This window comes from Anseongella ginsenosidimutans, assembly GCF_008033235.1.
GTDB lineage: Bacteria > Bacteroidota > Bacteroidia > Sphingobacteriales > Sphingobacteriaceae > Anseongella > Anseongella ginsenosidimutans.
In genome coordinates this window covers 4,123,607-4,149,542 of record NZ_CP042432.1, presented here as the reverse complement: position 1 = coordinate 4,149,542, position 25,936 = coordinate 4,123,607, and the positions used below count along the sequence as shown (strand labels likewise).

The window sequence follows — 25,936 nt, the reverse complement described above, 5'->3', positions numbered from 1 at the left end:
GAGATAAATATGGCGTTAAAAGTCCTTATTGCGGATGATCATAGTATTGTACGTGTAGGCCTTACGCTGCTGTTAAAAAAAATTCATCCCCATGTTTCCGTCATTGAAAGCAGAGATTTCAGGGAAGCGCTGGAAGCCGTAGCTGCGCAGCATTTTGACCTGATGATTCTGGATGTAAATATGGCAAATGGGAATTACCAGGATGCAATTGATATTATCAGGCGCAGGCAACCCAGATCAAAAATTCTCATATTTTCATCCCTTGATGAGCAATTGTATGCTATCCGCTACCTTCAGACAGGGGCTGACGGCTTCCTGCATAAGCTGGCCAGCGAAAATGAAGTGGAATATGCTGTAAAACAAATGCTTAATACCGGAAAATATATTAGCGAGAAGGTAAAGGAAAATATGATCAGCTCTTTCCTTCATGGTGATAAACAACATGATGATCCCCTGGAAATACTCTCCAACAGGGAGCTGGATATTGCCAGGTTCCTGATACAGGGTCTGAGCTTAAAGGAAATAGCCACCCGGCTTAATCTCCATGTAGCCACAGTAAGTACCTATAAGACAAGGATCTTCGAAAAAATGGCAATTTCCAGGGTTACGGACCTGATTGAGCGTTTCCGTATCCACGGTATTGTTCCGGGTGAGAAAATATAACACGGCATTGCTAGCAAGGAATTGTGACGGTAAACGTGCTTCCTTCATTTTCTTTTGATTCCACCCGGATATCGCCGTTTAATTTATTCAGGATATCCCTTACATTATACAGGCCGAATCCTGAACCGAATTCTTCGTGTGTAGCCCGAAAGAAAATATTGAAGATGTCGTCCTGGCTCTCTTCAGCAATGCCTATTCCGTTATCCGACACCTTAATGATCACTTCCTGGATGCTGACATTGATATCAAGGATAACCATTTTTTCCGTCTCCGTCTTTCGCTGGTACTTGAAAGCATTTGACAGGAGGTTGGTAAGAATTATTTTAAGAGAAGTGAGGTCAGACCGGAAAGCAGGCAGGCCTGCCTGCGTTTTAAGGAAGCGGGTCTTGCGAAGCGATGCGACAGGATCATATAATGCACTCATGTCGCAGATCAACTCTTCTACTGCGATCCTGGTAAAGTGCAGCTCTCCCCTCCGTATGCTATAATGTTCATGGAGACTTTTAATATAGCCGTCCAGTTTAAGCATGGCATTCTCTATCATCCCGATCATTTCGCTGGCCTCCGGCGGGATGGTGGAATTTTTCATCAGATCAATAATTCCGAGTACGCTTAAAATAGGCCCTCGCATATCATGGGTGGCGCTGTAGGCGAAACGATCCAGTTCATTATAGGCCTTTTCAAGGGCTTGGTTTTTTTTCTTGAGGAGTGAAACGGTTAGGTAAAATTTATGCGCTTCGTCTATGGCCTGGTGAATATCTGAATCGACCCAGGGTTTTTTAATGTAGCGGAATATATGCCCTTTATTAATAGCATCGATGACCGATTCCACATCCGTATATCCCGTGATAAGAATACGTATAGGATCAGGGTGTTTTTCACGTATCTCTTCGAAAAACTCTACCCCGGTTTGACCCGCCATGCGCTGGTCGCTGAAGATAATGTTGATTGAAGGGTCTTCGTCCAGGAGTTTTGCTGCTTCTTCGGTGTTCCCGGCAAGATAAATCGTATAATTATAGCGGAAGGACGCTTTAAAGCTGATGAGATTATTGGGCTCATCATCAATAAATAATATGCGGATATCAGATGTTGGGTTCACCATTGAAATGTGTAACGGGTAGTTGGATATGAAATTCGGTGCCTGCTCCCGGCGTGGACATTACGGTGATTTTTCCGTTATGTTTCCGGACAATGCTATATACAATTGACATGCCTAATCCAATACCCTCATTCACCTTTTTTGTAGTGAAAAATGGCTCGAAGATCTTGTCCTGGGTTCCTTTGTCCATGCCTATGCCGTTATCTTTGAAAATACCCCTGACAATATTGCCGCTTACGGAGGTGCTAATGGTGAAAACGCCCCCCGGCCGGTTTCCGAACTTTGCCTTGATAGCCTGAAGGCCGTTGGTTAGTATATTCAGAAACACCTGGTTTAATTTACCCGGGTAACATTCCACCAGCGGGAGCTGACCGTAGTTTTTAACGATCTCTATCTGTCCTTCCAGCATATGGTTAATGATTACGATCGTTGAATCTATTCCCTCGTTAATGGAGGCTTTCTTTAAAGTGGCTTCGTCCAGCCGGCTAAAATTACGCAATCCTTTGATAATTTCAGCGGTACGGCCCGACCCTTCCTCAATGCCCCGGATGAGTTCGTTAATTTCCGTCTTAAGGTAGCCATAATCCAGTCCGTCTTTCAGCTGACGGATCCTGGCTTGTTTCTCCTCTTCTCCCGCTGCAGAAACGGCAACCGCCTCGATTTGTTCAAATAGCCTGATGATCATTTCAATGTCGCGCCTGAGGGGTTTTACGTTTGCAGTTACAAAATTAGTGGGGTTATTGATCTCATGGGCAATTCCCGCGGTCAGCTGGCCCAGGGAGGCCATTTTCTCCGATTCCACCAGCTGTGATTCGGCCTCCTTCAGTTCCTGCATCGCCTTATTCAATTCTTCGTTCGATTGCTTTAAGGCAAGCGTTCGTTCGCTTACCTTTGTTTCCAGTATGATATTTTGTTCCCGTCCTATCTTTGCTATTTCGGCCATGGCCGCCATCGCCTGCTCACGCGATTCTTCTTTTTCCTTTCTAAGCATATTGATCTTGTCAGCCAGCGCGAATGACAACAAAAGTGCTTCCAGGGCGGAGGAGATCAGTACAGCTGAAGTAGTGAGATTATTATACGGCACCAGTTCGAAATCTTTTAAGACAAAGACTACCGCACCTACCAGCAAAATGGTCCAGGCCAGCAGGAAAAATTTAGCCGGCCGGTAATTGAGCCGGTAAATACGGTAAGAAATGAACAAGGAGAAGAGGGAAGCTGCAGCGGTGGCGGTTTGCATAATGAGAAATCCTTCTACCCTGAACCCGGTCAAACTGAGGAGTATGGCGGTAATAAAGAGACCGATAAAAAGGGGGATTCCCATAGTGAGCCGCGGTGTGAACTCCCTGGCGTGCAAAAATTCTTTAATAAACTCCAGCGCGGCTATTCCGGTGAGGCAGGAAAAGATCAGGGGCCCGTGGATGGCCAGGAAGGTAAACCCCGGCCAGAAATATTTAAAGGCAAAGCCGGGAAGGCTTGTCTGTGTAAGCGTTATGAGTAAAACGTAGGCTACATAGAGTAAATAATTCCTGTCCCTGATCGAAAAGAAGATGAACAAGTTGTAGATAATGGTGGCCAGCATGATCCCCGTGTACACGCTGAGCCAAAGTTCCTTCCTGAAGTTAAAATGAAAGATTTGTTCCCGGAATCCTATTTTCAGCGGCAGGATAATCGTGGAAGCGCTCCTGACTTTTAAAAGTACGGTCCCGCTTTCCCCGGAGCGGATGGGAATGCTCATGACGCGGTTGATCTGCGGGAATTTCCTGGTATAAAATGATTGGTCCTTACTGATAATATCCAGCAGGATGGCCTGGCTCCCGGATACCTTATACACTTCAACCAGGTCAAGCAGCGGTTGTTCAAGCAATAAGAAAACTTCATCGGCCGCGCTGTTATTCCGGATATCCAGCCTGAACCAATAGGTGGAATTGGTTACGCCAAAATTCAGGATTTCCTTGGCGCCGGGGCGGAAAGCATTTGAATCCAGTACCTGGTTTGCGGTAAGCGTGGAATGGCTGTCTTCAAAATACTGAATACTGGTTCCGGGAAACTGAATGAGTACTTCATTCCCCGGGTAAAGAAAAAAAGAAGTTACTATCAGTAGTATAAAGCCGGGCATCAGATACAGGTTAGTATATCGTCCACCTGTTTCCGGTAAGACCTCACCGAGGGCTCTTCTGCTTTGAATAAGCGGAAAAGATAGATCTCTTCCCGCTCAGCGGAGTGGCCGAATATTTTCCTGAACTTACTGTAAAGCGCCTCCACTTCCGCCCGCCTTTCGGCAGAGAGGCCGCTGCTTTCATGTTTCAGCCTTGCAAAATAAGCGAGAGGGACGTTCATCGGGTGGAAGGCAAGCCCAAGCTGTGTTGCTTTTAACCACAGCCGCTGGGACGCTCTTCCTCCGTTCAGGAAGTTCATACTGCTGAAGGATGGCACGGTTAGCAGCCCGAATACGGAAGCGGCGGCGGCATTCTTTACCGAGGCGTTTTTCAGCAGGTGCCCCCCGTTTATCTTTGATATAAATGACACCACTTCCGGGTCCCTGATAAATTTAAGGCCGATCAGCTCGGATTCGCGTAGTTCCAGCGTGTTCACGTCCATTCCCGTGCGGCTGCTGACAGCTTCTTCTTCCGTCCAGCGCATTTCGCGCTGAATAAAATCATGGTTGCTTTCAGGCGTCAATATCCTGTACCTGTCGGTGATACCGATTATCTTTCCTGTTTCAATGATCTCGTCTAAGGCATGGATATAAGTGAGCCTTACCCCGGGTATAGTTTCTGCGATGCCCTTTAATTCATCCAATATTGCCGGCGGAAGTAATTCCCTGGGCGGGAACTTGCGGTTGGTATGCCTTTTTTCAATAAAATCCGCCAGGCCCCCTCCACTACGGGTTCCACGCCTTCACCGGCGGAACTGCTTTCATGGAAACTAAAAGCGCTCGTCAGGCTATCGTTGTCAGGCAGGGGGAAATAATCGCCCTTTATTCGCAGCCCGTACTGCTCCGCCTTTAATACCAGGTTCTCTATGGCCGCTCCCAGGGCGATGTAGGAGGCTGTGTCCCGGAAATTCATATAAGAATAAGCTTCCTGCTTGTCCAGAAAAAGAAACAAGGTACCCTTTTTGTAAACCCACTTCCAGGGTTGGCTGTTTCCCCCGGAAGGAGCCATGCCGGCTGCCCTTACCAGTTCCCTGATAATGTGTTCAGGTGGCGCAAACGTCGCTTCTCTGCGTTCCGAAAGGTACCGGTCCAGTCCGGCGGCCATCCCGGAAACTGTAAGAGGAGCGGGGAGGATTTCCTTCTCTCCGGTTAATGATCCCTGCACGGTTTTATTGCCCGTCAGCTCTTCCATATCAATGAAGTAGCGTCCCGATTCGCGGAACTGATCAAGGGCAATGCGCCGCCAGATGTCGCCAAGGGCGCCGCCTCCCATCACTACTGCGGAGGCAAGCTGAGGCCAGGTAGTAATGGAATGCCCCACTTCCAGCGCGGAAGCTTTCAGCCGTGCGGACATCGTATCTATGCCAACCATCGGAGCCAGGTAAGGGATTTTTTCCTCGTTGGTTTTCAGGTGTTTCAACCGGGAGATGTCCAGGTGATCGATATAACCGTGCAGGAGGGAGCGGGAGGGCTCCAGGTCAAAGCGTTCCACATCGATCGTACATTTGTCGCTGGCTTCCATCAATACCGGTACCCCCAGTTCCCGGGCTTTCTGCCGGCAGGCGATTTTGATGTCTATGCCATCGCACTCGTCAATTACCGCGTCCAGTACTCCGCCCCCGGTAAAAAAAGTGTCCATATTCTCCTCCGTGAGGCCTTCGTCAAAAATAGTTACCCGGAGAAAGGGGTCAATTTCAGCAATTTCCCGGGCTACCGCGATCACTTTTTTTAATCCCAGGTTAGAAAGCCCGGTTCGGATGCGGTTTAAATTAGTGAGTTCGAGGATATCAAAATCGGCCAGCCGGATCTCCCCGAAAGAGCGTTCCATCGCCATTGTGACGGCAACCGATTGCCCCACCGATAAACCGATAACCCCTACTTTTTTTGAAGAAAGAAGGGCCTGCTCTTCGCTCGTGATCTTGTACTTGTTCCGGGAAGTCCTGACTTCGGCAAATTCTTCTTTATCCAGCAGGTGAACCAGCCGTGCATTCCAGGGATAATATACCCACACGCCGTATTCGTCAAGGCAGGGCCCGGTATGTTCCGCAATCAGCGCTTCGCTCTCCTCCCTGCTGAGTTGCCTGGATGGATGGCGGCATTTTAGCAGCTCCCCGAGCTGACCGAAGATCTCGTCATGAAGAAATAATGGCCCGGAATCTATCAGCGCGGTAAACCGTTCTTTGTCCGCGGGCTTCTGCAGCCGGAAGAAGTCCGGCCTGTAAATATTGCTAAGCGTTCCTGTTTTTTTCTTGTGTACAGCTATGTTCATAGAAAGGCGGCTTTCACTACATTATTTATCATTTCAACCGTCAAGGGCTTATTAAGGAATCCTTTCACGGATCTGAATGCTTTTATTCTTTCAATATCACCTTGATTGATCGAAGATGACAAGGCGTAGATATAAAAGCAATGTTGTTTGGGTAAGGGCAGGCGTTCGAAATAATCGACAAATTGAAATCCGTTCATGACCGGCATCTGGATATCTACGAATACGATCGTAGCGCCCGGCGAGGAATGCTGTTCCTTTATGTATTCCAAGGCCTGGGTGGCTTGGTAGAATACCCTGCAACTCTCCCCCTTCCCCGAATTTTCAATTACTTTCTCCGCAATAAAACAATCTACTTTATTGTCATCAATAACAATAAAGTCCGCCTTTCCTGTATCCATGTTTGTACTATATAAAAGTACAACTTTTCCGGGAAGAAAATATTATGCCACACAATATACAGGAACTTGTTCTTTGATATCCAATTCGTATTGCACATCCAGCATCCGTCCCTTCAATCCTGGTTCCAGCTTTCGCTGAAAAGGGTTATCCCTGAGGTCCTGTATCAACAACCGTTCTCCGGGGGCTGCTGCCGGAAGGTTCTGCAGGTCTTTGATCACCATAGCCGTTGCCAGAAGATGGTCTTTAGGGTAACAGAGCCGGCCGTTGTCGCCAATAAAGCGAGCCGTTTCATAACCAACCCGGATGCAGTTTCTGACCGTGGCGGGCGCGCAAAGGGCGAAGAGGCTGTTTAGGTTCAGCTGTCCCGCAACGGCCACCATCGCCCGGCCCAGGTGAATGCTGCCAACGCCATTGGCGGCCATTTCCCGCGAATTCCAGAGCCCGCAGATCTCGCCGGTACCTTTTTGGGCATACATGTCAATTGTCTGGTGGATCGAGGGGTCTTTCTCACAGATGGCCGTTTCAATCGGCAGCAGTAAGTTGCCGGAAGCTACCTGTATTCTGCCGCCCCCATATATTTTCCTGCCATCTCCGGATTCCACGCAAACAACATAGGTATCGGGATCATCCAGCCATCCGGGGTTAGCGGAAGTGATCATAGACAGGCCAAAAAGGCGGAGGATACGAGCATGGCCTTCAATGTACTTCTCGCAGGCTTCCGGGTTATCCACGGCTTTAAATGCTCTGATCTTAAAAATTAAGTTATTCATGGGAAAGGAACTTTAAATCAAAATGGAACAGATCATGAATAGTTTTGGTAATAAGTGGTTTTTTTATGAATTTTTTAATTAAGTTATGTTTATAAAGCTCCTGGCTGCCTTCATAAAGAGAAGAAGACAGCAGAAAAATATGGTAGTTATCTTTTGCGGGGATATTCAACACGCCAAAGGCATTAACAAAATCAAGCCCGCTCATCAGCGGCATATGCTCATCCACAAAAATAATAGTGGAACGGGAAGAAGATCCGTTTTCCCGGATATATTCCAGCGCCTGGGTAGCCAGCTGAAAGGTATGGCAGCTGCTGCACCATCCCGAATTCTGGATCACTTTTTCAGCTATGAAACAATCTACTTTGCTATCATCTATGACAATAAAATTCATTTTAGACCTTTCAGGATCTACCCCTTGGTTTGCATTCATCCGATATGATTATTTATCAAAAATAAGATTTAAAAAGAGGATAAATAATCGAACATGATTGCTTAAAACGCTGTCTACCACTCCCTTTACATGCTTTTTCACAGTAATATAGCAAGAAAGTGGCGATAAATGCGTATTTAAGAAGTAGAAATGAGAAATAAAATGAGCATAAACTGTGTAGCGCTATTGCTGGCAGAATGCTGTTAATTCTTGTAAAACAGCCATTTCCCTAATTCCCTGAACGTGACTTTTTTGCCGTACATCAGGATGCCGGTACGATAGATCCGGCCGGCTAGCCAAACAGTAAAGATAAAGCCGCCGACCAGCAGAGCCATAGAAAGACCTATTTGCCAGGCGGGTACTCCAAAGGGAAGCCTCACCATCATGGAAACGGGGGCCGTAAAGGGGATCATGGATAACCAGAAGAGCAGCGTGCTGTCGGGGTTGGTAATGAGCCCGAAGGAAGATAGATAAGCAAAAAGAAGCGGCAGTGTAACCGGGAACATGAATTGCTGCGTTTCCGTTTCATTGTCTACGGCGGATCCTACAGCGGCAAAAAGAGCGCTGTAAAGCAGGTAGCCGCCCAAAAAGTAAAACACAAAACAGCTAAGGATAAGCGGAAGATTGAGTGTTCCTATTGCCTGCAGCACTTCCAGGGCGGGATTTGCTGTATCCGCGGCGGCTGCGCCTCCCGCCTGTTCCATAACCTGCATTTGCTGTTTGGAAGAAAGCCGGATGTCATCGGCGAGGACTGTTTTTACCACCCCGGTTGCCGCCAGGCTAAGGATGATCCAAAGCAGGAATTGAGTAAGCCCAACCAGGGCAATGCCCAGTATTTTTCCAAGCATCAGCTGGTAGGGCTTAACAGAAGAGATAATGACTTCTACGATGCGGCTCGTCTTTTCTTCGATGACTCCGCGCATCACCTGGACGCCATATAAAAAAATAAAAAGATAGATGAGGATACAGGCAGCCAGCGCTACTCCATAGGAAGCGCCCGCGCTGGTTTTCGCTTCTCCTTGTTCGGTGAGGCGGGTAGTTCCCAGCGAAATATCCACTTTCAGATGATTAAGTACGGACGTGTCAATGCCGGCTTCGGTCAGTTTCTTGTCCCTTAATACCCTTTCCATTTGACGGTCAATGGTTTCAATCAGGTCCATTCCGGCTTGTTTCGAAGAAAGGATCTCCACGTCACGGGGCAGTTTCTCAAAGGGCGGAATATGAAGGAGGAAGGAATCATCCTGGTTAAGAATGCGTTCCTTCTCTTGTTCCATGCTGTTCCCTGAATAAGAGAAGCGGATATTTTCGGTATCCCTGAAATTGTCCTTAAACACCTTGCTTTCATCCAGCACCGTGACATGTTTCAATTCCTTGTTACCTGCAATGGCAAACATGAAAATGGCGGCATACATCCCCACAATGAGCAGCGGGACAAGAATAGTGAGAACGATAAAGGACTTTTTCCGGACTCTTGTCAGGTATTCCCTGGAAATGATAAGCAATGTCTTGTTCATAGGAGTATCAGGCTTCTTTTACGCTTTTTACAAATATATCGTGGATGCCGGGTACTACTTCCCGCATTTCCTGCACATGCACCAGGGGGATAAGGGTTCCCAGTAATTCATTGGAACTGGTCCCGTCCAATAGCCGGACCTTCAGGTTTCCACCGCCGGTTGGGTTTTCTTCCTGAGACAGAAGGCTGAACTTTCCCGGTTGGAATGACAGTGCTTCTCCCAGCGCTCCTTCATAACGCACTTGATAAGTATTGCTGCGGTATTGTGATTTAATAGCTGAAAGTTTCCCTTCCAGGATCTTTTTGGCTTTGTTAATAAGTACGATGCTGTCGCACATTTCCTCTACGCTTTCCATACGGTGGGTGGAGAAAATGATCGTGGTTCCTTTTTTATTCAGGTTCAGGATTTCCTGTTTGATCAAATCGGCGTTTACCGGGTCAAAACCCGTAAAAGGTTCGTCAAGAATAAGCAGCTGGGGCTCGTGAAGTACGGTTGCGATGAACTGAACCTTTTGCTGCATGCCCTTCGAAAGTTCTTCCACCTTTTTTTTCCACCAGCTTTCGATTCCCATTTTTTGAAACCAGTATTTTACGCGCTCCGCGGCCTGGCTCCTGTTCAGGCCTTTCAGCCGGGCCAGGTAAAGCACATGTTCGCCCACCTCCATTTTCTTATAGAGGCCCCTTTCTTCCGGAAGATAACCTATCAGCGGTATATGCTCCGGCCGCAGCCTTTCCCCGTTGAGAAATACCTCGCCCTCATCGGGAGCGGTAATCTGGTTAATGATCCTGATAAGGGATGTTTTTCCTGCTCCGTTTGGGCCGAGCAGGCCAAAAATACTTCCTTTTTCCACTTCCATGCTGACGTGGTCAAGAGCAACATGATTGGCATATTGTTTCAGAATGTTTCGGACGGTGAGCATGGGGATTAACAATGATTTCTTCTTCGCAAAATACAAACAACTATCAGCACGGTCAAAAGCAGGGCAAAATAATAAAAGATTTTGTGACTTTGGGGCACCGTATTTATTTCTCCAAGCAGGACAAAGCCGGCCCAGTACCCGGGCGACTTCAGTTTTTCATCGATCACCGGGTTCTCCAGGTAATCGATCCGGGCCTTTTGCAGCGCTTGTGCATATCCATATCCCTTGTGAATATATTGATGCAGCTTCATGGATATTTTATGCGTAGTTTCTTCTTCGGTTTCCCAAAGGGAAGTAATAAAGTTCGGGCAGCCAGCCCGGGCAAATGCCTCGGCCATCGTGTACAAACCGGAAACGTTTGTATTCCACTGAGCCGGCTGGCAGGGACTGAGTACTATCAGGCTGACCTTCTTCAGGTCCATTCCGGGAATATCCCGGGTAAACAGCCTGGACCCTGAAGGACTTGCCTCAGGGGCGCTGACATTGCCGGCTTTTCCCGGGTTGAAGTCAATGAAGGAATGAGGAGGATCCTTAATTGCAGCATAGGTGGCCAGGTGAATAATGGAATAATTGCGGGCCTTTTCAAGGAACCGTTCCAGGCTGGCCGCCCGGCCCAGTACATGGTCGGCCTTTATATTCATGATCTCTTTTTGCGTCGCCGGGATATTGAACGGAGCCACCGCAAGTACTTTCTGGCGGTCATAATCCGAGGGGCGGGAGCCGGGGCCGGTAAGGGCGGTGAGGCTATAGGAATAACTGATCGCAAAATCATGCAGCAAGTACCGGCCGGAAGCGGTATCCGGAACGAGTGCTTCAAAAGGAATAAGGCCGGTATTTTTGCAGGGAATAATCACCAGGTGGGCTTTCCCCTTAAGATAAGGTTTTACAGGCCCTATCAGCTTTCTGTAGAGCTGGTGGGCAAGCTTTCGGTCAAACCCTGTTTTTGCCTGGAGGCTGTTTTTCAAGGCAAGCAGCCTGCTGAAAAAGATACTGCCCGCAGGCTGGTAAAGCGTATGAACGTTTTCTCCGGTTATTACCTGTACCTGCAGCTCGCCTGCTTCCAAGGCGTAGGACAATATGGCGGTTCCTGTATTTTTTAACCTGGACTGAAGCAACCTTATAAGTTCCTTGTCCAGGGTATCCTGGCCCGCGGATGCTGAAATGCCCCCGGTCATTCCCGGGGAATGATCAGGAATGACAAAAAAGAGTAAAAGCCAGAAAACGACGGCAAGCGATTTCATAAGGCTGAAAGGTCCAAAAATCTTGTCTAATATTTCATTAGCAGGTTAAGCATTTTCCGGTCGAGCTGCTGCCCGTACCAGTTTTCGTATTCCACGTCTTTCCTTCCGGAATTCAGTACGCCGAAATCCCCGGAAAATTCCCAGATGGAATATCCTATGCCGTTGCTGCTCAGGATGTCCAGTACATCGTTGAACCAGGCCAGGAATACATCATGGGGTGTTTTATTCCAGCAGCCGCATTCCCCGCAATGAACACCCGTGCCGCTTTCAAGTAAGGCGATCCAGGGTTTATAGGCTTCTTCCAGTAATTCCCGGCTTAAATAGCGGTCCCCTACCTGGCCCGGCCATTTCGGCTCCGGCAGGTTTTCCGGGTCTTTATTTGCCCAGGGGGCTTTATAATGGGAAATAATGCCGGGAGTGTATCCCCGGCAGCTCTGCCCGATATCCAGGTCGGTGATCTCCGGGATCACTTCCGATCCTACATTATTGCCGTCTGCGATGATCAGCCGGCGGGGGCTTACTCCCCGGATAGCTTCGGAAGCCGCTTTTGCGACTTTCCTGTACAGGTGCCCGGGAACCGGCCCTTTGGAAGAATGCTGATCATTCATATTCCCGATCATGCTGGGCTCGTTTACCAGGTCAAAGCTGATCTTGCCTGCCGGAATATCCCGGTAGCGCCGGGCCCACATTTCCCAATGGAAACAGAATGCGTCCAGGGCTTCCTGGTCTGTCCAGAGATAATACGGCTCGCGGAATCCGGCATTAATGCAATAACCGGGGGCGCGGTGCAGGTTCAGGCTTGCATGCATGCCGTATTTATGCGCCAGGGCCACCAGATTGTCTACCTTTTCAAGGGCTTCTTCATTTATATTATATACCTCGTCAGGCAGGATAGCCCGGCTTCTGTCAAAATCAAGATAAGCAGGATAAGCCATCGGAATTCTTACGAAGTCGAATCCCCAGCCTGACATCCATTTGAACTGTTCTTCGGTAGTAGCCGGCCTGGACTGGGAAGGATCGGGGGAAAACAGGTCAAGCAGGTTAAAACCGCGCCATTTCGGCAGTTTATTTTTGACCCGGACAAAATGCTGCCCTGCTGCGGCTGAAGCGGTTTCAGGATTTGGAAAATTCGCCGGCCCCCGCAGGTTTACGCCAGCGTTTCTCCCGGAGGAAGGCGCCTGCGCGCGGCCAGTCAGGGCGGCGCTCGAAACAAGTGCGCCGGAAACAACGGCTCCTGAAACAAGGGAGCCCGACGATTTGATAAAGTTCCTGCGGTTTATTTTGCCCATACTGTTCAATATTGACAACAAGATAAAGAAAATTTCCGGTTTGGATAGCCTTACGGATTTTCAGGGCGTAAAAGCGGGAATTTGTTCCATGAAACGATAGGAATGGCCCTCATAATCCATTTCGCAGCAGAAATGGTGCAGGCCATTGGTAACCAGCAGGTATTTTGCTTTATGTTTCGTGTTGTAAAGGGCCGCCTGGGCGAAAACCTTATCGCTTATCTTCACCGCCGGTGACTTACATTCGGCCAGCAGGTATTCCTGCCCCCGGGAGCCGAAAAAAAGCACGTCGCAGCGCCGCTTTCGTTCGTTTACCGATAAGCCGCCTTCGATCTGTACAAGGCCCCGCGGATACTGTTTTTGTTTTATCATGTACCGGATGAGATGCTGACGTACCCATTCCTCGGGCGTGCAGAGGAGATGTTTTTTCCGCAGTTCGTCAAAAATATACAGTTTTTCTTCCCGCTCCTGCAAACGAAAAGGGTAGGGAGGAAAATTAAGTGGCACCAGTATGTTCTCAGGCCTTTGGGACATGTTAAGCGCTTTCCTGCAAAAATGCCTTTTTTATCCGGGAATGAAATACGAAATTCGGCGCAATGAGTTACGCGGAACTGTTAAAGGACCTGAAAGCAAGAAAATTCGCCCCTCTTTACCTGCTGCAGGGGGAGGAAAGCTACTATATAGACCTCGTAAGCGATTACATGGAGAAGCATATTCTCAGCGATGCGGAGAAAGGCTTTAACCAAACGGTATTCTATGGGAAGGATACCGACATGCTCCAGATTGTAAGCGCGGCAAAGCGGTACCCGATGATGTCGGATCACCAGTTAATTTTGGTGAAAGAAGCCCAGACCATTAAAAAATGGGATGAGCTGATCGCTTACGCTGAGAATCCGCTTCGCTCGACACTCCTGGTTTTCTGTCATAAATACGGCGCGCTTGATAAGCGGCTGAAAGTAAGCAAGGCGATAATCAAGCACGGCGTGGTCCTGGAAAGTAAAAAGCTGTACGATGATAAGGTTCCCGCCTGGGTAAATGACTATCTGAGCGACAGGGGATACCGGACGGATCCGAAAACATGCGCCCTTATTTCAGAATACCTGGGAAACAACCTGGAGAAAATCGCCAATGAACTGGATAAGCTGTTGTTGAACTATCCGCCGGGGACGCCGATAGGGATGAAGGAGGTAGCGGGGAATATTGGCATCAGCAAGGACTTCAACGTGTTTGAATTAACCGCTGCGCTTGGTAAAAGAGACGCTTTCAAGGCCAACCGCATCATTAATTATTTTGCGGCCAACCCCAAAGATCACCCGCATGTGGTGGTCATGGGCGCCCTGGCTGGCTATTTTACGAAGATCCTGATCTACCACTCCCTGAAGGACCGTTCGAGACAGCACGTTGCATCCGCCCTTAAAGTGAACCCTTTTTTCGTGGGGGAGTACCAGCAGGCGGCGTCCAATTATCCCCCTCCGAAAGTATGGGAAATAATCTCCCTGCTGCGCAGCTACGATATGCGCCTGAAAGGTGTGAACAACACGGGCAATACCGGTCAGGAAGAGCTGATGAAGGAGCTGGTGTTCCGCGTACTCAATTAATGGGTGAGGGGGCTTCGGCCTCCCGCCGGGCGAACAATCTTTTCCGAATTAATCAAATAAGTTTAGTTTTGCAGGTATAAATTTTTAGATAATGAGCATTTTAGTCAATAAGGATTCAAAAGTAATTGTACAGGGATTTACCGGCAGCGAAGGTTCCTTCCATGCTTCCCAGATGATTGAATACGGTACGCAGGTAGTGGGTGGGGTGACTCCCGGCAAGGGTGGCAGCCATCACCTGGAACTGCCCGTTTTCAATACGATGGCTGAAGCAGTAAAGGAAACCGGGGCCAATGTGTCCATCATCTTCGTTCCTCCCGCTTTCGCCGCAGACGCTATTATGGAAGCGGCGGGGGAAGGAATTGAGCTGATTGTGGCCATCACCGAAGGTATTCCCACCCGGGATATGATCCGGGTAAAATCCTATTTATCTGACAAAAATGCGAGGCTTATCGGCCCCAACTGTCCTGGTGTTATTACCCCGGGAGAAGCGAAAGTAGGTATTATGCCGGGTTTCGTATTCAAATCCGGCAATATCGGTATTGTATCCAAGTCGGGAACGCTCACCTATGAAGCGGCCGACCAGGTAGTGAAAGCCGGCCTGGGTATCTCCACCGCGGTGGGGATCGGAGGTGATCCTATTATCGGCACCACCACGAAGGAAGCCGTGGAACTGCTCATGAACGACCCGGGAACTGACGGTATTGTGATGATCGGCGAAATAGGCGGCGGGATGGAAGCAGAAGCCGCGCGGTGGGTAAAAGAAAATGCCAGCAAACCGGTGGTAGGCTTTATTGCAGGGCAGACCGCTCCTGCCGGCCGGCGCATGGGCCATGCCGGGGCCATCGTGGGCGGGGCGGAAGATACTGCCGCCGCCAAAATGAAGATCATGGCTGAATGCGGAATAACCGTAGTAGAATCTCCTGCACAAATCGGTAAAGCAATAGCGGAAGCGCTGGGAAAGGTAGGGGTGTAAGCATGAAATTACTGGAAGGAAAAACAGCGCTGATAACAGGCGCATCCAAGGGAATAGGCCGTAAAATTGCCGAACGCTTTGCCGAAGAAGGGGCAAACGTGGCGTTTACCTATTTGTCCTCCGTTGAAAAGGGACAGGCTCTGGAGCAGGAGCTGCAAAGCGCCGGTACAAAGGTAAAGGGGTACCGCTCCAACGCGGCCGACCATGCTGCCGCCGAAGAGCTGGTAGCGGCTGTTGTGGAAGATTTCGGTACGCTTGATATTGTGGTCAACAACGCCGGGATCACCCGGGACGGATTGCTGATGCGCATGAACGAAGAACAATGGGATGAGGTGCTGAACAGTAACCTGAAATCTGTTTTTAACCTTACCAAGGCGTCTTCCCGCCCCATGATGAAGCAAAGAAGCGGTGTGTTTATCAATATGAGTTCGGTGGTGGGTGTGAAAGGGAATGCAGGACAGTCCAATTACGCCGCTTCCAAAGCGGGAATTATTGGCTTTTCCAAGTCGGTAGCCCAGGAACTGGCCTCCCGGAATATCCGGACCAATGTCATAGCACCCGGTTTTATCCGGACGGAAATGACGGATGTACTTCCGGAGAATGTAACTTCCGAATGGATCAAGAACATTCCCCTGAAGCGCATGGGCGAAACCTCGGATATCGCTAACGTGGCCCTGTTCCTTGCGTCGGACCTGAGCGCCTATGTGAACGGCCAGGTTATTTCCGTTTGCGGCGGAATGACCACGTAGCGGGCCTCGCTTTATTCCACCTTATACCGGAGTACCTTACGTCCCAGCTGCCCGTTTCCGCCAATGCCTTCTATTACCATCCGGTAAACGCCGGGCTGGTCTGCGTTGAAGAAGTCGAAGCTGGTTTTACCGTCCTTTCCCGTTATCAGGGAAGGGTTCCAGTAGATTGTACTGCGAAGATCGGCCAGGAGACTGCTGCGGGGCGCGTCGTAGCGGGGAGAATAAAATTCCCGCGAAACATCAAATCCGCGCGGCGTATAATGAACGATCTCAGGGCTGTAGGGCGCCGGCCGGGTTGACCCGCTGCGCGTCGTGATCAACAGCGCGCCGCCGTTACTGGAAGCGCTGGGGTCGCTGAATAATGCCATGAGCGCTACATTGGACCGTACCACGTCAACACGTTCCACATCCGCCGGAGCAACGCCATTATTTTCCAGTATATCGGCCAGTTCAGTTTCATTGGTGATCAGCCTGCCGTTCAGGAATACCGACATGCGCTCTCCCCGGCTATATGGGGCCATGGTCGTACCCGTTGACTGGAAGGTGACCCCGTGCAACCTTCCCTGAAGGCAAAGGAGGAGCGTGCTGCAGAGCCCGGGATCAGTGAGCCGGAGCGTCTGATCGGAATGGCCTTCGGGAATGGCAAAGGGGCTGCTGCCGGAATTGCTGCTTTTTGCCGTGACGGTCACGCCCTGGAGCATATTTACCCGCTCGGTCATTCCGTGCTTTTCGAGGTCTTCCAGCTGTGCCCGGCTGTTAGCCAGGTACGTTTTGATATCTGCTCCTATACGGTTTCTCAGATCGCCGCGGTTAGGGTTGGGGTTGACCGGCTCCCTCCCCGGAATGGAGTCCATGATGACCTCCACATTTTTCCCGCCTTTGGCATTCCGCCCCTGCACCGTGAAGGAAACGTCTTTGCCCAGCAGTACGGTGCCGAAGCTGAATTCGCCCTTTGCGTTGCTGACCGTATCCCGCATGATCATTCCTGAAAGCGACAGCAGCGTGATCGTCCCGCCTTCCACCGGCTTGCCTCCCAGCGTAAGCAGTTTGCCGCCAATCGGGGTCAGCAGTTCTTCTGCTGCGAATGCTGGCGCAGGAAGGGGGCCATCAAGTAATTCCTTCCAGGTAAAGCGGCGATAGCCCTGGGTCATCAGGAGCAGGTCCAGGTGTTCGGCGGTTTCCCGGCTGTTATCCCTGAAATAATAAGCAGGGTCCTCGATATAGCCCTTGAGCGCTGACCGCAGCAGCAACCCGGAAAAGATGGTGTTTTCGCTGATGCCTTCCAGCGGGACCTTGTTTTCATCAATGACCGCCACCGAAAAGGTTCCCGAAACCGGCTTTCCGTTTTCATCGCTGGCGGTAATGCCTACCGCTGTCTTTTCCCGCGAACCATGTACCGGCCCGCCTGCTGACAGCGCAAGCCGCAGACTGTCGTCCCGGCGGATGAAGACAACGCGTTCGCAGAGCGGACGGTTCTGCTCGTCAAATAAGGTAATGGTGGTGATGCCGGAAGGAAAGTCCCCGCAGGGAATCCGGAGGCTGCTCAACGGACGGGTAATATTGAGCGGAGCGGCGTTCAGCACTTCGCCTTCATGGTGGATCAACAGGTTAATATTCCCGTAACCGCTTTCGGCCGCCATGATACGCAGCAGCAGGGTATCGCTGTCAAGGTAAGGATACGCCCAGAGTACATAGCCGTTTTCCAGGGCCTTGGGCAGGGGAAGGTCTTTTTTGCTTCCGTCCGGATAATTAACCGCGGCATGGTATTGTTCGCCCGCCGCCGGGGTCAGCGTAAAGAAGCCCATGCCGGCATGTTTGGTTCTGAGTTCTGAAAGTGTATCGCCCTTGCTGTTAAACACAAAGCCGCTGATGGGAACACCTTGTCCGCCCGGTCCGGTGGCTTTGAAAGCAACCCTTGAAGGAAGGCCGTTTACCAGTTCTCCGCCTTCCGGGAAGAACTGCACATCGGTTCCGGAGCCCTGGTCCAGGGGGAAGGTTTTCGTAATTACCCTTCCGTCCGCATCTTCCAGGCGAATAAGAAGGTAGCTCCCGGACCTGAAATCTTCCGGCACAGGAAACTGCAACTTCCCGGAAGCATCCGTTTCGCCACGGCCGATATGATCTTCCAATCCCTTTCTGAATATATATTCCACTTTGCTGCCGGCAAGAGGTTTCCCGCCGGGAGCTTCCTGCAGATTGAGCGTGGCCAGGAGAACATTTTCGCCGCCTTCCTGCGCGTATTCATAGGAAATACCTCCGTTTAAAGACTGTGAAACGGCATTTCCCACCGGGAAGGTGAAATCATAAAAATAGTCCGGCCCCGCATTGCGCATCCATTGCGTATAGGCCCGGAGACGGTAATTTCCTTCTTTGTATTCGGAAGACAAGGCAAAATCACCTTTGGCTGTCCCTGCAACCAGGGGGAGCTTTAATGCTTCGGCAATGGAACCGGTTTCATCGATCAATTCCACATGGACGGCCCCGCTGAGCGCCGAGAGCTGATGGCGGGGCCCCAGCACTACATACGCTTTAAACCAGATGGTATCGCCGATCGCATAATAAGGTTTGTCGGTATGAAGGTAAACTTTTTCCTGCGGATGATCCTGGAGCCAGGAACTGAGCGCAGTATTCACCTGTTCAAGAGAGGGAGGCAGCCCGGCTTCCTGGGCGGCGGCGGTAAAATGCAGAAAAATCCCAGCCAAGGAGATCAGCAAATGCGTTTTTAAAGAGGTCATTGTTTAGGTAAGTTTTTTTCTATTCAACTAAAGTACAAAATAATTTAAAAGCGGTAGTGTTGCGATCACTTAAATGCGTACACGCCTCGTACATTTTTTTGCTTTGATTTCGGCTGCCGGATTGGTAGTTTTAGGAAAGATAAAGCAAATCTTACCGGTATGAGACTATTTTCCATTCCTATAACATTTTTTACAATCGCCTGCTTCTGGAGCTGCAACCCGGCGCCCGCTGGTAAACAGGAAAAAAATGAAGCCGTGAAAGGGGGATTCACCGCAAATCCGCAGGAAGTTCCCGGGCAGGAAGTGCAAACCCTGGAAATCGGGGAGCCTGCTCCTGACTTTAACCTGCCGGGAGTGGACGGTAAATTTTACCAGCTTTCTGATTTTGATGAAGCAAAGGTGCTGGCAATCATATTTACGTGTAACCATTGCCCCACCGCCCAGGCCTATGAAGAAAGGATCAAAAAGATCGTGGTGGATTACGGGGAAAAGGGGGTCGCGCTGGTGGCAATTTCTCCCAATTCGCCCATTGGACTGCTTCCGGAAGAATGCGGGTATACCGACCTGGGGGATACGTATGAAGAAATGAAGATAAGGGCAAGGGATCATGACTTTAATTTCCCCTACCTCTATGACGGAGATACGCATGAGGCTTCCGTTCAGTACGGGCCGGTTGCCACTCCGCATGCCTTCGTGTTCGATCAGGAAAGAAAGCTTCGCTATGTGGGCCGTATTGACAATTCGGAGAAGCCAGGTACCGGGCATGCCGAAGACCTTCGTAATGCGCTGGACGCGCTTCTTGAAGAAAGAGAAGTGGCCGTTCCTGAAACCAAGACCTTTGGCTGCTCTACAAAATGGGCCTGGAAGAACCACTTTGCAGTGGAAGTGAATGAAAAATGGGCCGCCAGCCCTGTATCCCTTGAGGAGATCGACGAAGCCGGTATCCGCAGCCTGCTGAAAAACGATTCCGACAAGCTCCGGCTAATCAATCTCTGGGCAACCTGGTGCGGCCCCTGCATTATCGAATACCCTGAACTGGTAACCGTTCACCGGATGTTCATGGGGCGGGATTTTGAATTTATTTCGCTCAGCGCAGATAATCCGGCCCAAAAGGACAAAGCGCTGAAGTTCCTGGAAGAAAAGAACTCTGTCCTGAAAAATTATATTTTCAATAAAGAGGACAAATATGCGCTCATTGAAGCCATTGACTCCGAATGGGACGGCGCTTTACCCTATACTGTGTTAGTAGAGCCTGGTGGAAAAGTAGTTTACCGCCAGCAGGGACCCGTGGACCTGCTGGAACTCAAAAGGGCTATTGTTGACCACCCGATGATCGGCCGGTATTATTGAACGGCCCCGGGGCCCGTCCGGACGGTAAGGGTTGCGATTAGTGACACCCATTTTATTTGAGCGCCGCGGTAATTTCGGAAATAGGCGTTTCCCCGCTGAAATGTTTTACCAGCTGGCGGGTGGGTGTATAAATGTAAACCGAAGGATATTGCGTCGGGTTGAATTTCAGTACAAATTCGCTCTGCGGGTCCCGGAGTACATGTACATTGGACTTGTCTTTCAGCTGCTTTCCATAGGTGTCCATGAATTTGCGGATATCGCTTTTGTTTTCTTTCGAAATAAAATAAAGGGTGGACTGGTCGAAATCGCCGGAATGTTCGCCCATAGCCCGGGTCTCGTCCTGGCAATGATGACAGGTAGTACTGAAGAAAACAAAGACGATATTACTGGTCCTGCTAAGGTCTTCCCGCGTAAAGGGCGTGTCGTCCATCTTGTAAAAAGTGAATTCCGGAATGGTATAAGGAATTTCCTGGGCATGCGCGAAAGCGCCGGCGCAGAAAAAAAACAGGAAGGAAACGATGATTTTTCGGCACATAAGGATCAGCGGTTAATGACGTTTACAGGATGGCCCTCCAGGAAGGCATTGATATTAGCGGCCACAATATCCATCAGGCGCTGGCGGGATGCTTTGCTGGCCCAGGCAATATGCGGGGTGATCAGGCAATTCTTCGCCGCGATCAGGGGATTACCGGCAGGCGGGGGTTCCGTGGAAAGCACATCCAACCCGGCCCCCGCGATGATCCCCTTATTCAGCGCATCAGCGACGTCTTGTTCATTCAAAAGCGGCCCGCGGCTGGTATTGATCAGGTAGGCAGTTGGCTTCATCGTGGCCAGCAATTCCTTGTTGACAAATCCCTTATTCTGATCGTTCAGGGGGCAATGCAGCGAAATTGCGTCGCTTTCCCGGAAACAGGTTTCCAGGTCGGTAAAACGAACGCCTTCCATCGCGTCCCGTTCCGGATGCTTATGACTGGAGATCACCTGCATGCCCATTCCCAATGCAATGCGTGCTGTCGCCTTTCCGATTTGCCCGAGGCCTACAATGCCCATTGTCTTTCCCGAAAGTTCTACAGGAGATTGCAGCCAATAGCAAAAGTCCTTACTACGCGACCAGTCTCCGTTCCGCACGCTTTCGGCATGTGCTTCCGTACGCGTACATAATGCAAGAAGGAGGGAAAAGACGTGCTGCGCTACCGATGGGCTGCTGTAACCGGCGGCATTGCTTACCGGTATCCCTCTTTCTTTGGCGGCTTCTATATCCACCACATTATAGCCTGTGGCCGTAACGCCTATATAACGCAGGGCCGGCAGGCTCCGGATGGCGGCCGCGTTCACGATGGCTTTGTTGGTCAGAATAATTTCGGCATCCTGACAGCGTTCAATCACTTCTTCGGGCGTTGAACGCTCATATACAGTAAGTTCTCCCATTTTTTCGACCTGGCTCCAGCTGAGGTCGCCGGGGTTTAGCGTGTACCCGTCTACTGCAACGATTTTCATGCTCGTAACTTATGGATTTCCCGGTAATTTTTAAAATAAATCAGCGTATAATGCGCGAAAACCGGCTTAATCCCCGGAAAGCACGTAACAGATAAGTTACGAAAATTTCGTAAAAAAAGTCTGACTTATTTTATTCTCCGTCTCAAATAACTATATTAGCCCTTGCAGGAAACCTGAATTATATGCAATATATATACTAAACCAATGAAGAAGAATACGCTCATTGTCCTTGCAGTTGCCGTAATACTGCTGATTACCCTTGCTTTCGTATTCAGTCGTTCCGGTCCGGAGGGAAATTACCTTACCTATACGGTGAAGAAGGGTAATTTCAGGGATGAAATTGTGACAACCGGGGAGCTGGCAGCGCTGCGCTCCGAACGCATCAGAGGGCCCATGGGCCTGCAGCGCCTGGGAATTTATGATATTAAGATCCAAAGCCTGGTACCGGAAGGGACGCGCGTGAAGAAAGGAGACGTGGTGGGCACCCTGGACCAAAGCGCCCTGGAACAGGCTTTCCAGCAGGCGACAACCGATATACAGGCGGCTGAATCCCGGTTTATACAAAACCGGCTGGATACCACGCTAACCCTCCGGGGCGTGCGGGATGAATTAAGGAATACGCTATTTTCACTGGAGCAGGCGAAGATCACACTGGAACAATCCAAATTTGAACCTCCCGCCACCATTCGCCAGGAAACCCTGAACGTGGAAAAGATCGAAAGAAGCCTGGTACAGCTCAAGGAAAAGTATAAGATACAGCAGCAGCAGGCGGAAGCGAAAATGGTGGAAGCCAGCGCCCAGCTGCAAAGGGTGCAAAACCGGCTGGACGAGATCAATAAGATACGGGAAGAATTTACCGTGAAGGCGCCCGGCAACGGGATCGTGACCTATGTCAGGGAATGGAACGGGTCGAAGATAGAGGCGGGCTCCCAGATCTCGCCCTGGAACCCCGATGTGGCGCAGCTCCCGGATCTTTCCGAGATGCTTTCCCGTACTTTTGTCAGCGAAATCGACGTTCGCAAGATAAAGGTCGGGCAGCAGGTAGCCATTGGGCTGGACGCTTTTCCTAATATTAAGTTAAGCGGCAAAGTCACCGAGGTGGCCAATATCGGCGACAAGAAACAAGGCTCCGATGCGAAGATTTTCCCGGTAACGGTGGCCATCAGCAAACCGGACTCGGCGCTGCTCCCGGGCATGACCACGATCAATACCATTCTCATTGACGAGGTAAAAGAGGTCGTGACAGTGCCGCTGGAAGCGGTGTTTACGGAGAACGACAAACGCTTCGTTTACCTGAACGCCGGCTCGGGTATCCTTAAACAGGAGGTGGAACTGGGTAAATCGAACCAGAATTTTGTGATCGTTAAGAAAGGCCTGGAGGCGGAAGACGTGGTGCTGCTCAATGAGCCTGACGAAGCAAAAGCCGAAAAAATACACCTGCTGGCCGATGCTAAATAGCGTTAGAATATCCAATAATATTTCGATTGCGCTGGAGGCGATCGCTGCCAATAAGACCCGGGCATTGCTTACCGGCCTGGGGATCATGTTTGGCGTAGCCGCTGTGATCACCATGCTCGCCATCGGAAACGGCGCCAAATACGAGATCCTTTCCCAGAGCAAGCTCATAGGAGCGAATAATATTATCATTAAACCGGTAGTTGAAGAGCAGAATTCGGAGGAGGAAGAATCGACTGAAAAGGCTTCCGGACCGAAAAAGTTCTCACCCGGCCTGACCTTTGAAGACGCGGAAAGCATTGACGAAATTGTTCCTACCGTCATCAGGGTAAGCCCTATGATCCAGGTGAATACCGAACTGATCACCGGCAGTAAAATAGGAAGCGGTAAGCTCATAGGGGTGGATAACGATTATTTCGATATCATGAACCTGAAGGTGGAGCGCGGGAACTACTTTTCCTCCGAACAGCTGGAAAAAGGATATTCTGTGTGTATTATTGGCAAAACCGTTGAAAAGAAGCTGTTTGAAGGCGAAGATCCCATCGGCAAAAACGTCAAGGTGAAAGATAAGTGGATGCGGGTGATCGGCGTGGTGGAAGAAAAGTTCGTCAGCGAAGAAGCGGAAGCCGATCTGGGCATCCGGAATTATAATAACGACGTGTATATTCCCCTGAAAACCTATTTGCTGAGGTTTGAGAACAGATCGCGGCTAAAGGTAGAGGGCGGGCCTGACTTTTCCGGGGGAGGCATGATCATTATCTCCAGGAACGATGACGGCAGCCAGCCAAAGAACCTGAAAACGGAGCATCAGCTGGATGAGCTGATCGTCCAGGTGAACGAGCCGGAGAACCTGATCGTTTCCGCCAAAGTGATCCGCCGTCTGCTGACCCGCCGGCATAATGACAACGAAGATTTTGAACTGTCCATTCCGCAGCAGCTCATTCAGCAGCAGCAAAAAACGAAGGACATATTTAACGTGGTGCTGGGCGTGATCGCCGGTATCTCCCTGCTGGTTGGCGGGATCGGCATCATGAACATTATGATGGCTTCCGTAACGGAACGCACAAAGGAGATCGGCATCCGCCGGTCTATCGGGGCAACCGGGAAGGATATTTCGCTGCAATTTATGTCTGAAGCCATTATTATCAGCCTCTGCGGCGGAATTTTAGGCATTATCCTGGGTGTGGTAGGAGCGGAGGTGGTTAACAGGATTGCTGATATCCGCACGATCACATCCGGTACTTCCATCCTGGTTTCATTCGGGGTGTCGGTATCCATTGGCCTTATATTCGGGATATCTCCCGCGAAAAGGGCGGCTGCCCAACATCCTATTGAAGCACTCAGATATGAATAAAAAGTACATTCTAAGTTATTTATTGATTTTTTTCCTTGGCCTCTCCGGCGCCCGGGCCCAGGAAACGCAGCTTACGCTGGAGGAGGCAATTACCATGGCCCGGCAGGCTTCACCGGATTATAAACAGGCGATTAACCAGGCCGAAGCCAGCTACTGGATGTTCAGGAACTACCGTTCGCGTTTCCTGCCACAGCTATCCCTTTACAGCACATTGCCTGATTATTCCACTTCTATAACGAAGATCACCAACCCGGACGGGACGGAGAGTTTCGTGCGTCAGAACCGTTCTTTTTACAGCCTTGACCTGGGGCTCCGGCAAAACGTGCCTTTTACGGGCGGTACCTTCAGCGTATTGTCCAACCTGGAGCGGCTTGATATCCTTTCCGACCCCCAGACGACTTCGTACTCTTCGGTGCCTTTTGCCATTTCCTATACCCAGAATTCCCTGTTCTATAACCCTTACCGCTGGCAGCGGGAAATCGAGCCGCTTCGCTATGAGTCATCCAAGCGGGAGTTCGTGGAGAACATGGAGCAGATCTCCCTGGAAACCAGCCGGCAATATTTCAATTTACTTGCCGCACAAATACAGCTCCGGACTGCCGAACTGAATCTTGCCAATACCGATACCTTATTTAAAATATCCCAGGGACGTTATACGCTGGGGAAAATTGCCGAGAACGAGTTGCTTCAGATGGAACTCAGCTTGCTGAACGCCCGAAATGCCGTTTCCAACGCTGAGCTGAATTACCAGTTTACTACGCAGAATCTAATCCGTTATCTTGGCCTGGATAAGAATACCTCGCTGCAGCTGGAGATCCCAACCGACACGGCTTTCTTCATGATCAATGCCGCCAAGGCCCTCGAAGAAGCCGGGCAAAACCGACAGGCGGTGATCGAATTCCGCAGAAGGCGGCTGCAGGCCGAAGAGGAGGTAGCGCGTGCAAGGGGAGAGAACAGCCTTTCCATTAACCTGCTGGCGAATTTCGGCTTGTCCCAGAACGGCCCTGAGCTGTCCGATGTTTACCACGATCTGAACAGCCAGCAGCGGCTGCAACTGACCCTTTCCATTCCCCTGATGGACTGGGGCGTGGCTAAATCCCGGAAACGCATGGCCCAGGCAAACCTGGAACTGGAAAAAGCCAACATTGAACGGGAACAGCTGGCCTTTGAACAGGAAATATTCCAGCAGACCGCCCAGTGGAACCTGCAGCGGGATCTGCTGGCCACAGCCACGAAAGCCCGGGAAACTGCCGTCAAGCGTTACGAGATCACCAAGCAACGTTACCTGATAGGCAAGATCAGCATCACAGATCTTAACCTGGCACAGCAGGAAAAGGACCGCGCGATCGAATCCTTTATCGGCGCTATGCGAAATTACTGGAACTCCTATCACACCATGCGAAGGCTTACCCTTTATGATTTTGAAACGAACAGCAAGATCATCGTGGAATTGCAGGAGTTCGATTAACTTTAAACCCTG

At 50.2% G+C, this 25,936-nt stretch carries 23 protein-coding genes; 8 read left to right on the top strand and 15 right to left on the bottom strand.

The window, feature by feature from the left end:
* Positions 1 to 9: 9 nt before the first annotated feature.
* The gene (locus tag FRZ59_RS17585; protein ID WP_132129748.1) at positions 10 to 663 is read left to right on the top strand and encodes a response regulator transcription factor; all 654 of its coding nucleotides are present in this window, start codon (positions 10 to 12) and stop codon (positions 661 to 663) included.
* 10 nt (positions 664 to 673) lie between these two features.
* On the opposite strand, the gene FRZ59_RS17580 is transcribed toward FRZ59_RS17585, so the two are convergent.
* The 12 genes from FRZ59_RS17580 to FRZ59_RS17525 all read right to left on the bottom strand — a co-directional run bounded on the left by FRZ59_RS17580 (position 674) and on the right by FRZ59_RS17525 (position 13,279).
* Complete coding sequence (locus FRZ59_RS17580) at positions 674 to 1,765, bottom strand: sensor histidine kinase (RefSeq protein ID WP_132129747.1); 1,092 nt, start codon at positions 1,763 to 1,765, stop codon at positions 674 to 676.
* Positions 1,746 to 3,878 (bottom strand): sensor histidine kinase, encoded by a 2,133-nt coding sequence (locus FRZ59_RS17575; protein ID WP_132129746.1) that lies wholly within the window; start codon positions 3,876 to 3,878, stop codon positions 1,746 to 1,748. Before FRZ59_RS17575 ends, FRZ59_RS17580 begins: the two co-directional genes overlap by 20 nt.
* Positions 3,878 to 4,561, bottom strand: a complete 684-nt coding sequence (locus FRZ59_RS17570; protein ID WP_147698390.1) for a nitroreductase family protein — start codon at positions 4,559 to 4,561, stop codon at positions 3,878 to 3,880. The genes FRZ59_RS17575 and FRZ59_RS17570 overlap by 1 nt, the downstream gene beginning before the upstream one ends.
* On the bottom strand, positions 4,549 to 6,186 hold the full coding sequence (locus FRZ59_RS17565; protein ID WP_147698389.1) for an Rv1355c family protein: 1,638 nt from the start codon (positions 6,184 to 6,186) through the stop codon (positions 4,549 to 4,551). Before FRZ59_RS17565 ends, FRZ59_RS17570 begins: the two co-directional genes overlap by 13 nt.
* Positions 6,183 to 6,584, bottom strand: coding sequence for a response regulator (locus tag FRZ59_RS17560; RefSeq protein WP_132129744.1), 402 nt, complete (start codon positions 6,582 to 6,584; stop codon positions 6,183 to 6,185). Before FRZ59_RS17560 ends, FRZ59_RS17565 begins: the two co-directional genes overlap by 4 nt.
* A gap of 42 nt (positions 6,585 to 6,626) precedes the next feature.
* Positions 6,627 to 7,355, bottom strand: coding sequence for a hypothetical protein (locus FRZ59_RS17555; protein ID WP_132129743.1), 729 nt, complete (start codon positions 7,353 to 7,355; stop codon positions 6,627 to 6,629).
* Complete coding sequence (locus FRZ59_RS17550) at positions 7,348 to 7,785, bottom strand: response regulator (protein WP_132129742.1); 438 nt, start codon at positions 7,783 to 7,785, stop codon at positions 7,348 to 7,350. Before FRZ59_RS17550 ends, FRZ59_RS17555 begins: the two co-directional genes overlap by 8 nt.
* Positions 7,786 to 7,988: 203 nt before the next feature.
* On the bottom strand, positions 7,989 to 9,299 hold the full coding sequence (locus FRZ59_RS17545; RefSeq protein WP_132129741.1) for an ABC transporter permease: 1,311 nt from the start codon (positions 9,297 to 9,299) through the stop codon (positions 7,989 to 7,991).
* Between the two features lie 7 nt (positions 9,300 to 9,306).
* Entirely contained in the window at positions 9,307 to 10,218 is a 912-nt protein-coding gene (locus FRZ59_RS17540) for an ABC transporter ATP-binding protein (protein WP_132129740.1), read from the bottom strand.
* 5 nt (positions 10,219 to 10,223) lie between these two features.
* On the bottom strand, positions 10,224 to 11,459 hold the full coding sequence (locus FRZ59_RS17535; RefSeq protein ID WP_132129739.1) for a CHAT domain-containing protein: 1,236 nt from the start codon (positions 11,457 to 11,459) through the stop codon (positions 10,224 to 10,226).
* A 26-nt stretch (positions 11,460 to 11,485) separates the two neighbouring features.
* The gene (locus FRZ59_RS17530; protein WP_132129738.1) at positions 11,486 to 12,748 is read right to left on the bottom strand and encodes a glycoside hydrolase family 5 protein; all 1,263 of its coding nucleotides are present in this window, start codon (positions 12,746 to 12,748) and stop codon (positions 11,486 to 11,488) included.
* A gap of 60 nt (positions 12,749 to 12,808) precedes the next feature.
* Complete coding sequence (locus tag FRZ59_RS17525; RefSeq protein WP_132129737.1) at positions 12,809 to 13,279, bottom strand: type I restriction enzyme HsdR N-terminal domain-containing protein; 471 nt, start codon at positions 13,277 to 13,279, stop codon at positions 12,809 to 12,811.
* Between the two features lie 62 nt (positions 13,280 to 13,341).
* Between FRZ59_RS17525 and holA the strand changes: the two genes are divergently transcribed.
* From holA to fabG, 3 genes are all read left to right on the top strand, one after another.
* A complete protein-coding gene (holA, locus tag FRZ59_RS17520) occupies positions 13,342 to 14,343 on the top strand; it encodes a DNA polymerase III subunit delta (protein WP_132129736.1) in 1,002 nt (333 codons plus the stop codon).
* 91 nt (positions 14,344 to 14,434) lie between these two features.
* On the top strand, positions 14,435 to 15,316 hold the full coding sequence (sucD, locus tag FRZ59_RS17515; RefSeq protein WP_132129735.1) for a succinate--CoA ligase subunit alpha: 882 nt from the start codon (positions 14,435 to 14,437) through the stop codon (positions 15,314 to 15,316).
* Between the two features lie 2 nt (positions 15,317 to 15,318).
* Entirely contained in the window at positions 15,319 to 16,065 is a 747-nt protein-coding gene (gene fabG / locus FRZ59_RS17510; protein WP_132129734.1) for a 3-oxoacyl-[acyl-carrier-protein] reductase, read from the top strand.
* Between the two features lie 11 nt (positions 16,066 to 16,076).
* Here the strand turns inward: fabG and FRZ59_RS17505 are convergent, their stop codons facing one another.
* Entirely contained in the window at positions 16,077 to 18,800 is a 2,724-nt protein-coding gene (locus FRZ59_RS17505) for a TonB-dependent receptor (RefSeq protein WP_132129733.1), read from the bottom strand.
* 159 nt (positions 18,801 to 18,959) lie between these two features.
* Here FRZ59_RS17505 and FRZ59_RS17500 point away from each other — a divergent pair, with 159 nt between their 5' ends.
* A complete protein-coding gene (locus tag FRZ59_RS17500) occupies positions 18,960 to 20,150 on the top strand; it encodes a redoxin domain-containing protein (RefSeq protein WP_132129732.1) in 1,191 nt (396 codons plus the stop codon).
* Positions 20,151 to 20,202: 52 nt separating this feature from the next.
* Here FRZ59_RS17500 and FRZ59_RS17495 read toward each other — a convergent pair whose 3' ends face one another.
* Together FRZ59_RS17495 and FRZ59_RS17490 are read right to left on the bottom strand one after the other, a co-directional pair.
* Positions 20,203 to 20,685: a TlpA family protein disulfide reductase gene (locus FRZ59_RS17495; protein WP_132129731.1), complete on the bottom strand. Its 483-nt coding sequence runs from the start codon at positions 20,683 to 20,685 to the stop codon at positions 20,203 to 20,205.
* Between the two features lie 5 nt (positions 20,686 to 20,690).
* The gene (locus FRZ59_RS17490) at positions 20,691 to 21,647 is read right to left on the bottom strand and encodes a D-2-hydroxyacid dehydrogenase (protein WP_132129730.1); all 957 of its coding nucleotides are present in this window, start codon (positions 21,645 to 21,647) and stop codon (positions 20,691 to 20,693) included.
* Between the two features lie 204 nt (positions 21,648 to 21,851).
* Between FRZ59_RS17490 and FRZ59_RS17485 the strand changes: the two genes are divergently transcribed.
* The 3 genes from FRZ59_RS17485 to FRZ59_RS17475 are packed head-to-tail and all read left to right on the top strand — an operon-like array spanning position 21,852 to position 25,924.
* Positions 21,852 to 23,105, top strand: a complete 1,254-nt coding sequence (locus tag FRZ59_RS17485) for an efflux RND transporter periplasmic adaptor subunit (RefSeq protein WP_132129729.1) — start codon at positions 21,852 to 21,854, stop codon at positions 23,103 to 23,105.
* On the top strand, positions 23,095 to 24,456 hold the full coding sequence (locus FRZ59_RS17480) for an ABC transporter permease (protein WP_132129728.1): 1,362 nt from the start codon (positions 23,095 to 23,097) through the stop codon (positions 24,454 to 24,456). Before FRZ59_RS17485 ends, FRZ59_RS17480 begins: the two co-directional genes overlap by 11 nt.
* Positions 24,449 to 25,924 carry a TolC family protein gene (locus tag FRZ59_RS17475; protein WP_132129727.1) on the top strand — a complete coding sequence of 492 codons (1,476 nt, stop codon included), beginning with the start codon at positions 24,449 to 24,451 and terminating at the stop codon, positions 25,922 to 25,924. Before FRZ59_RS17480 ends, FRZ59_RS17475 begins: the two co-directional genes overlap by 8 nt.
* The last annotated feature ends 12 nt before the right edge of the window (positions 25,925 to 25,936 follow it).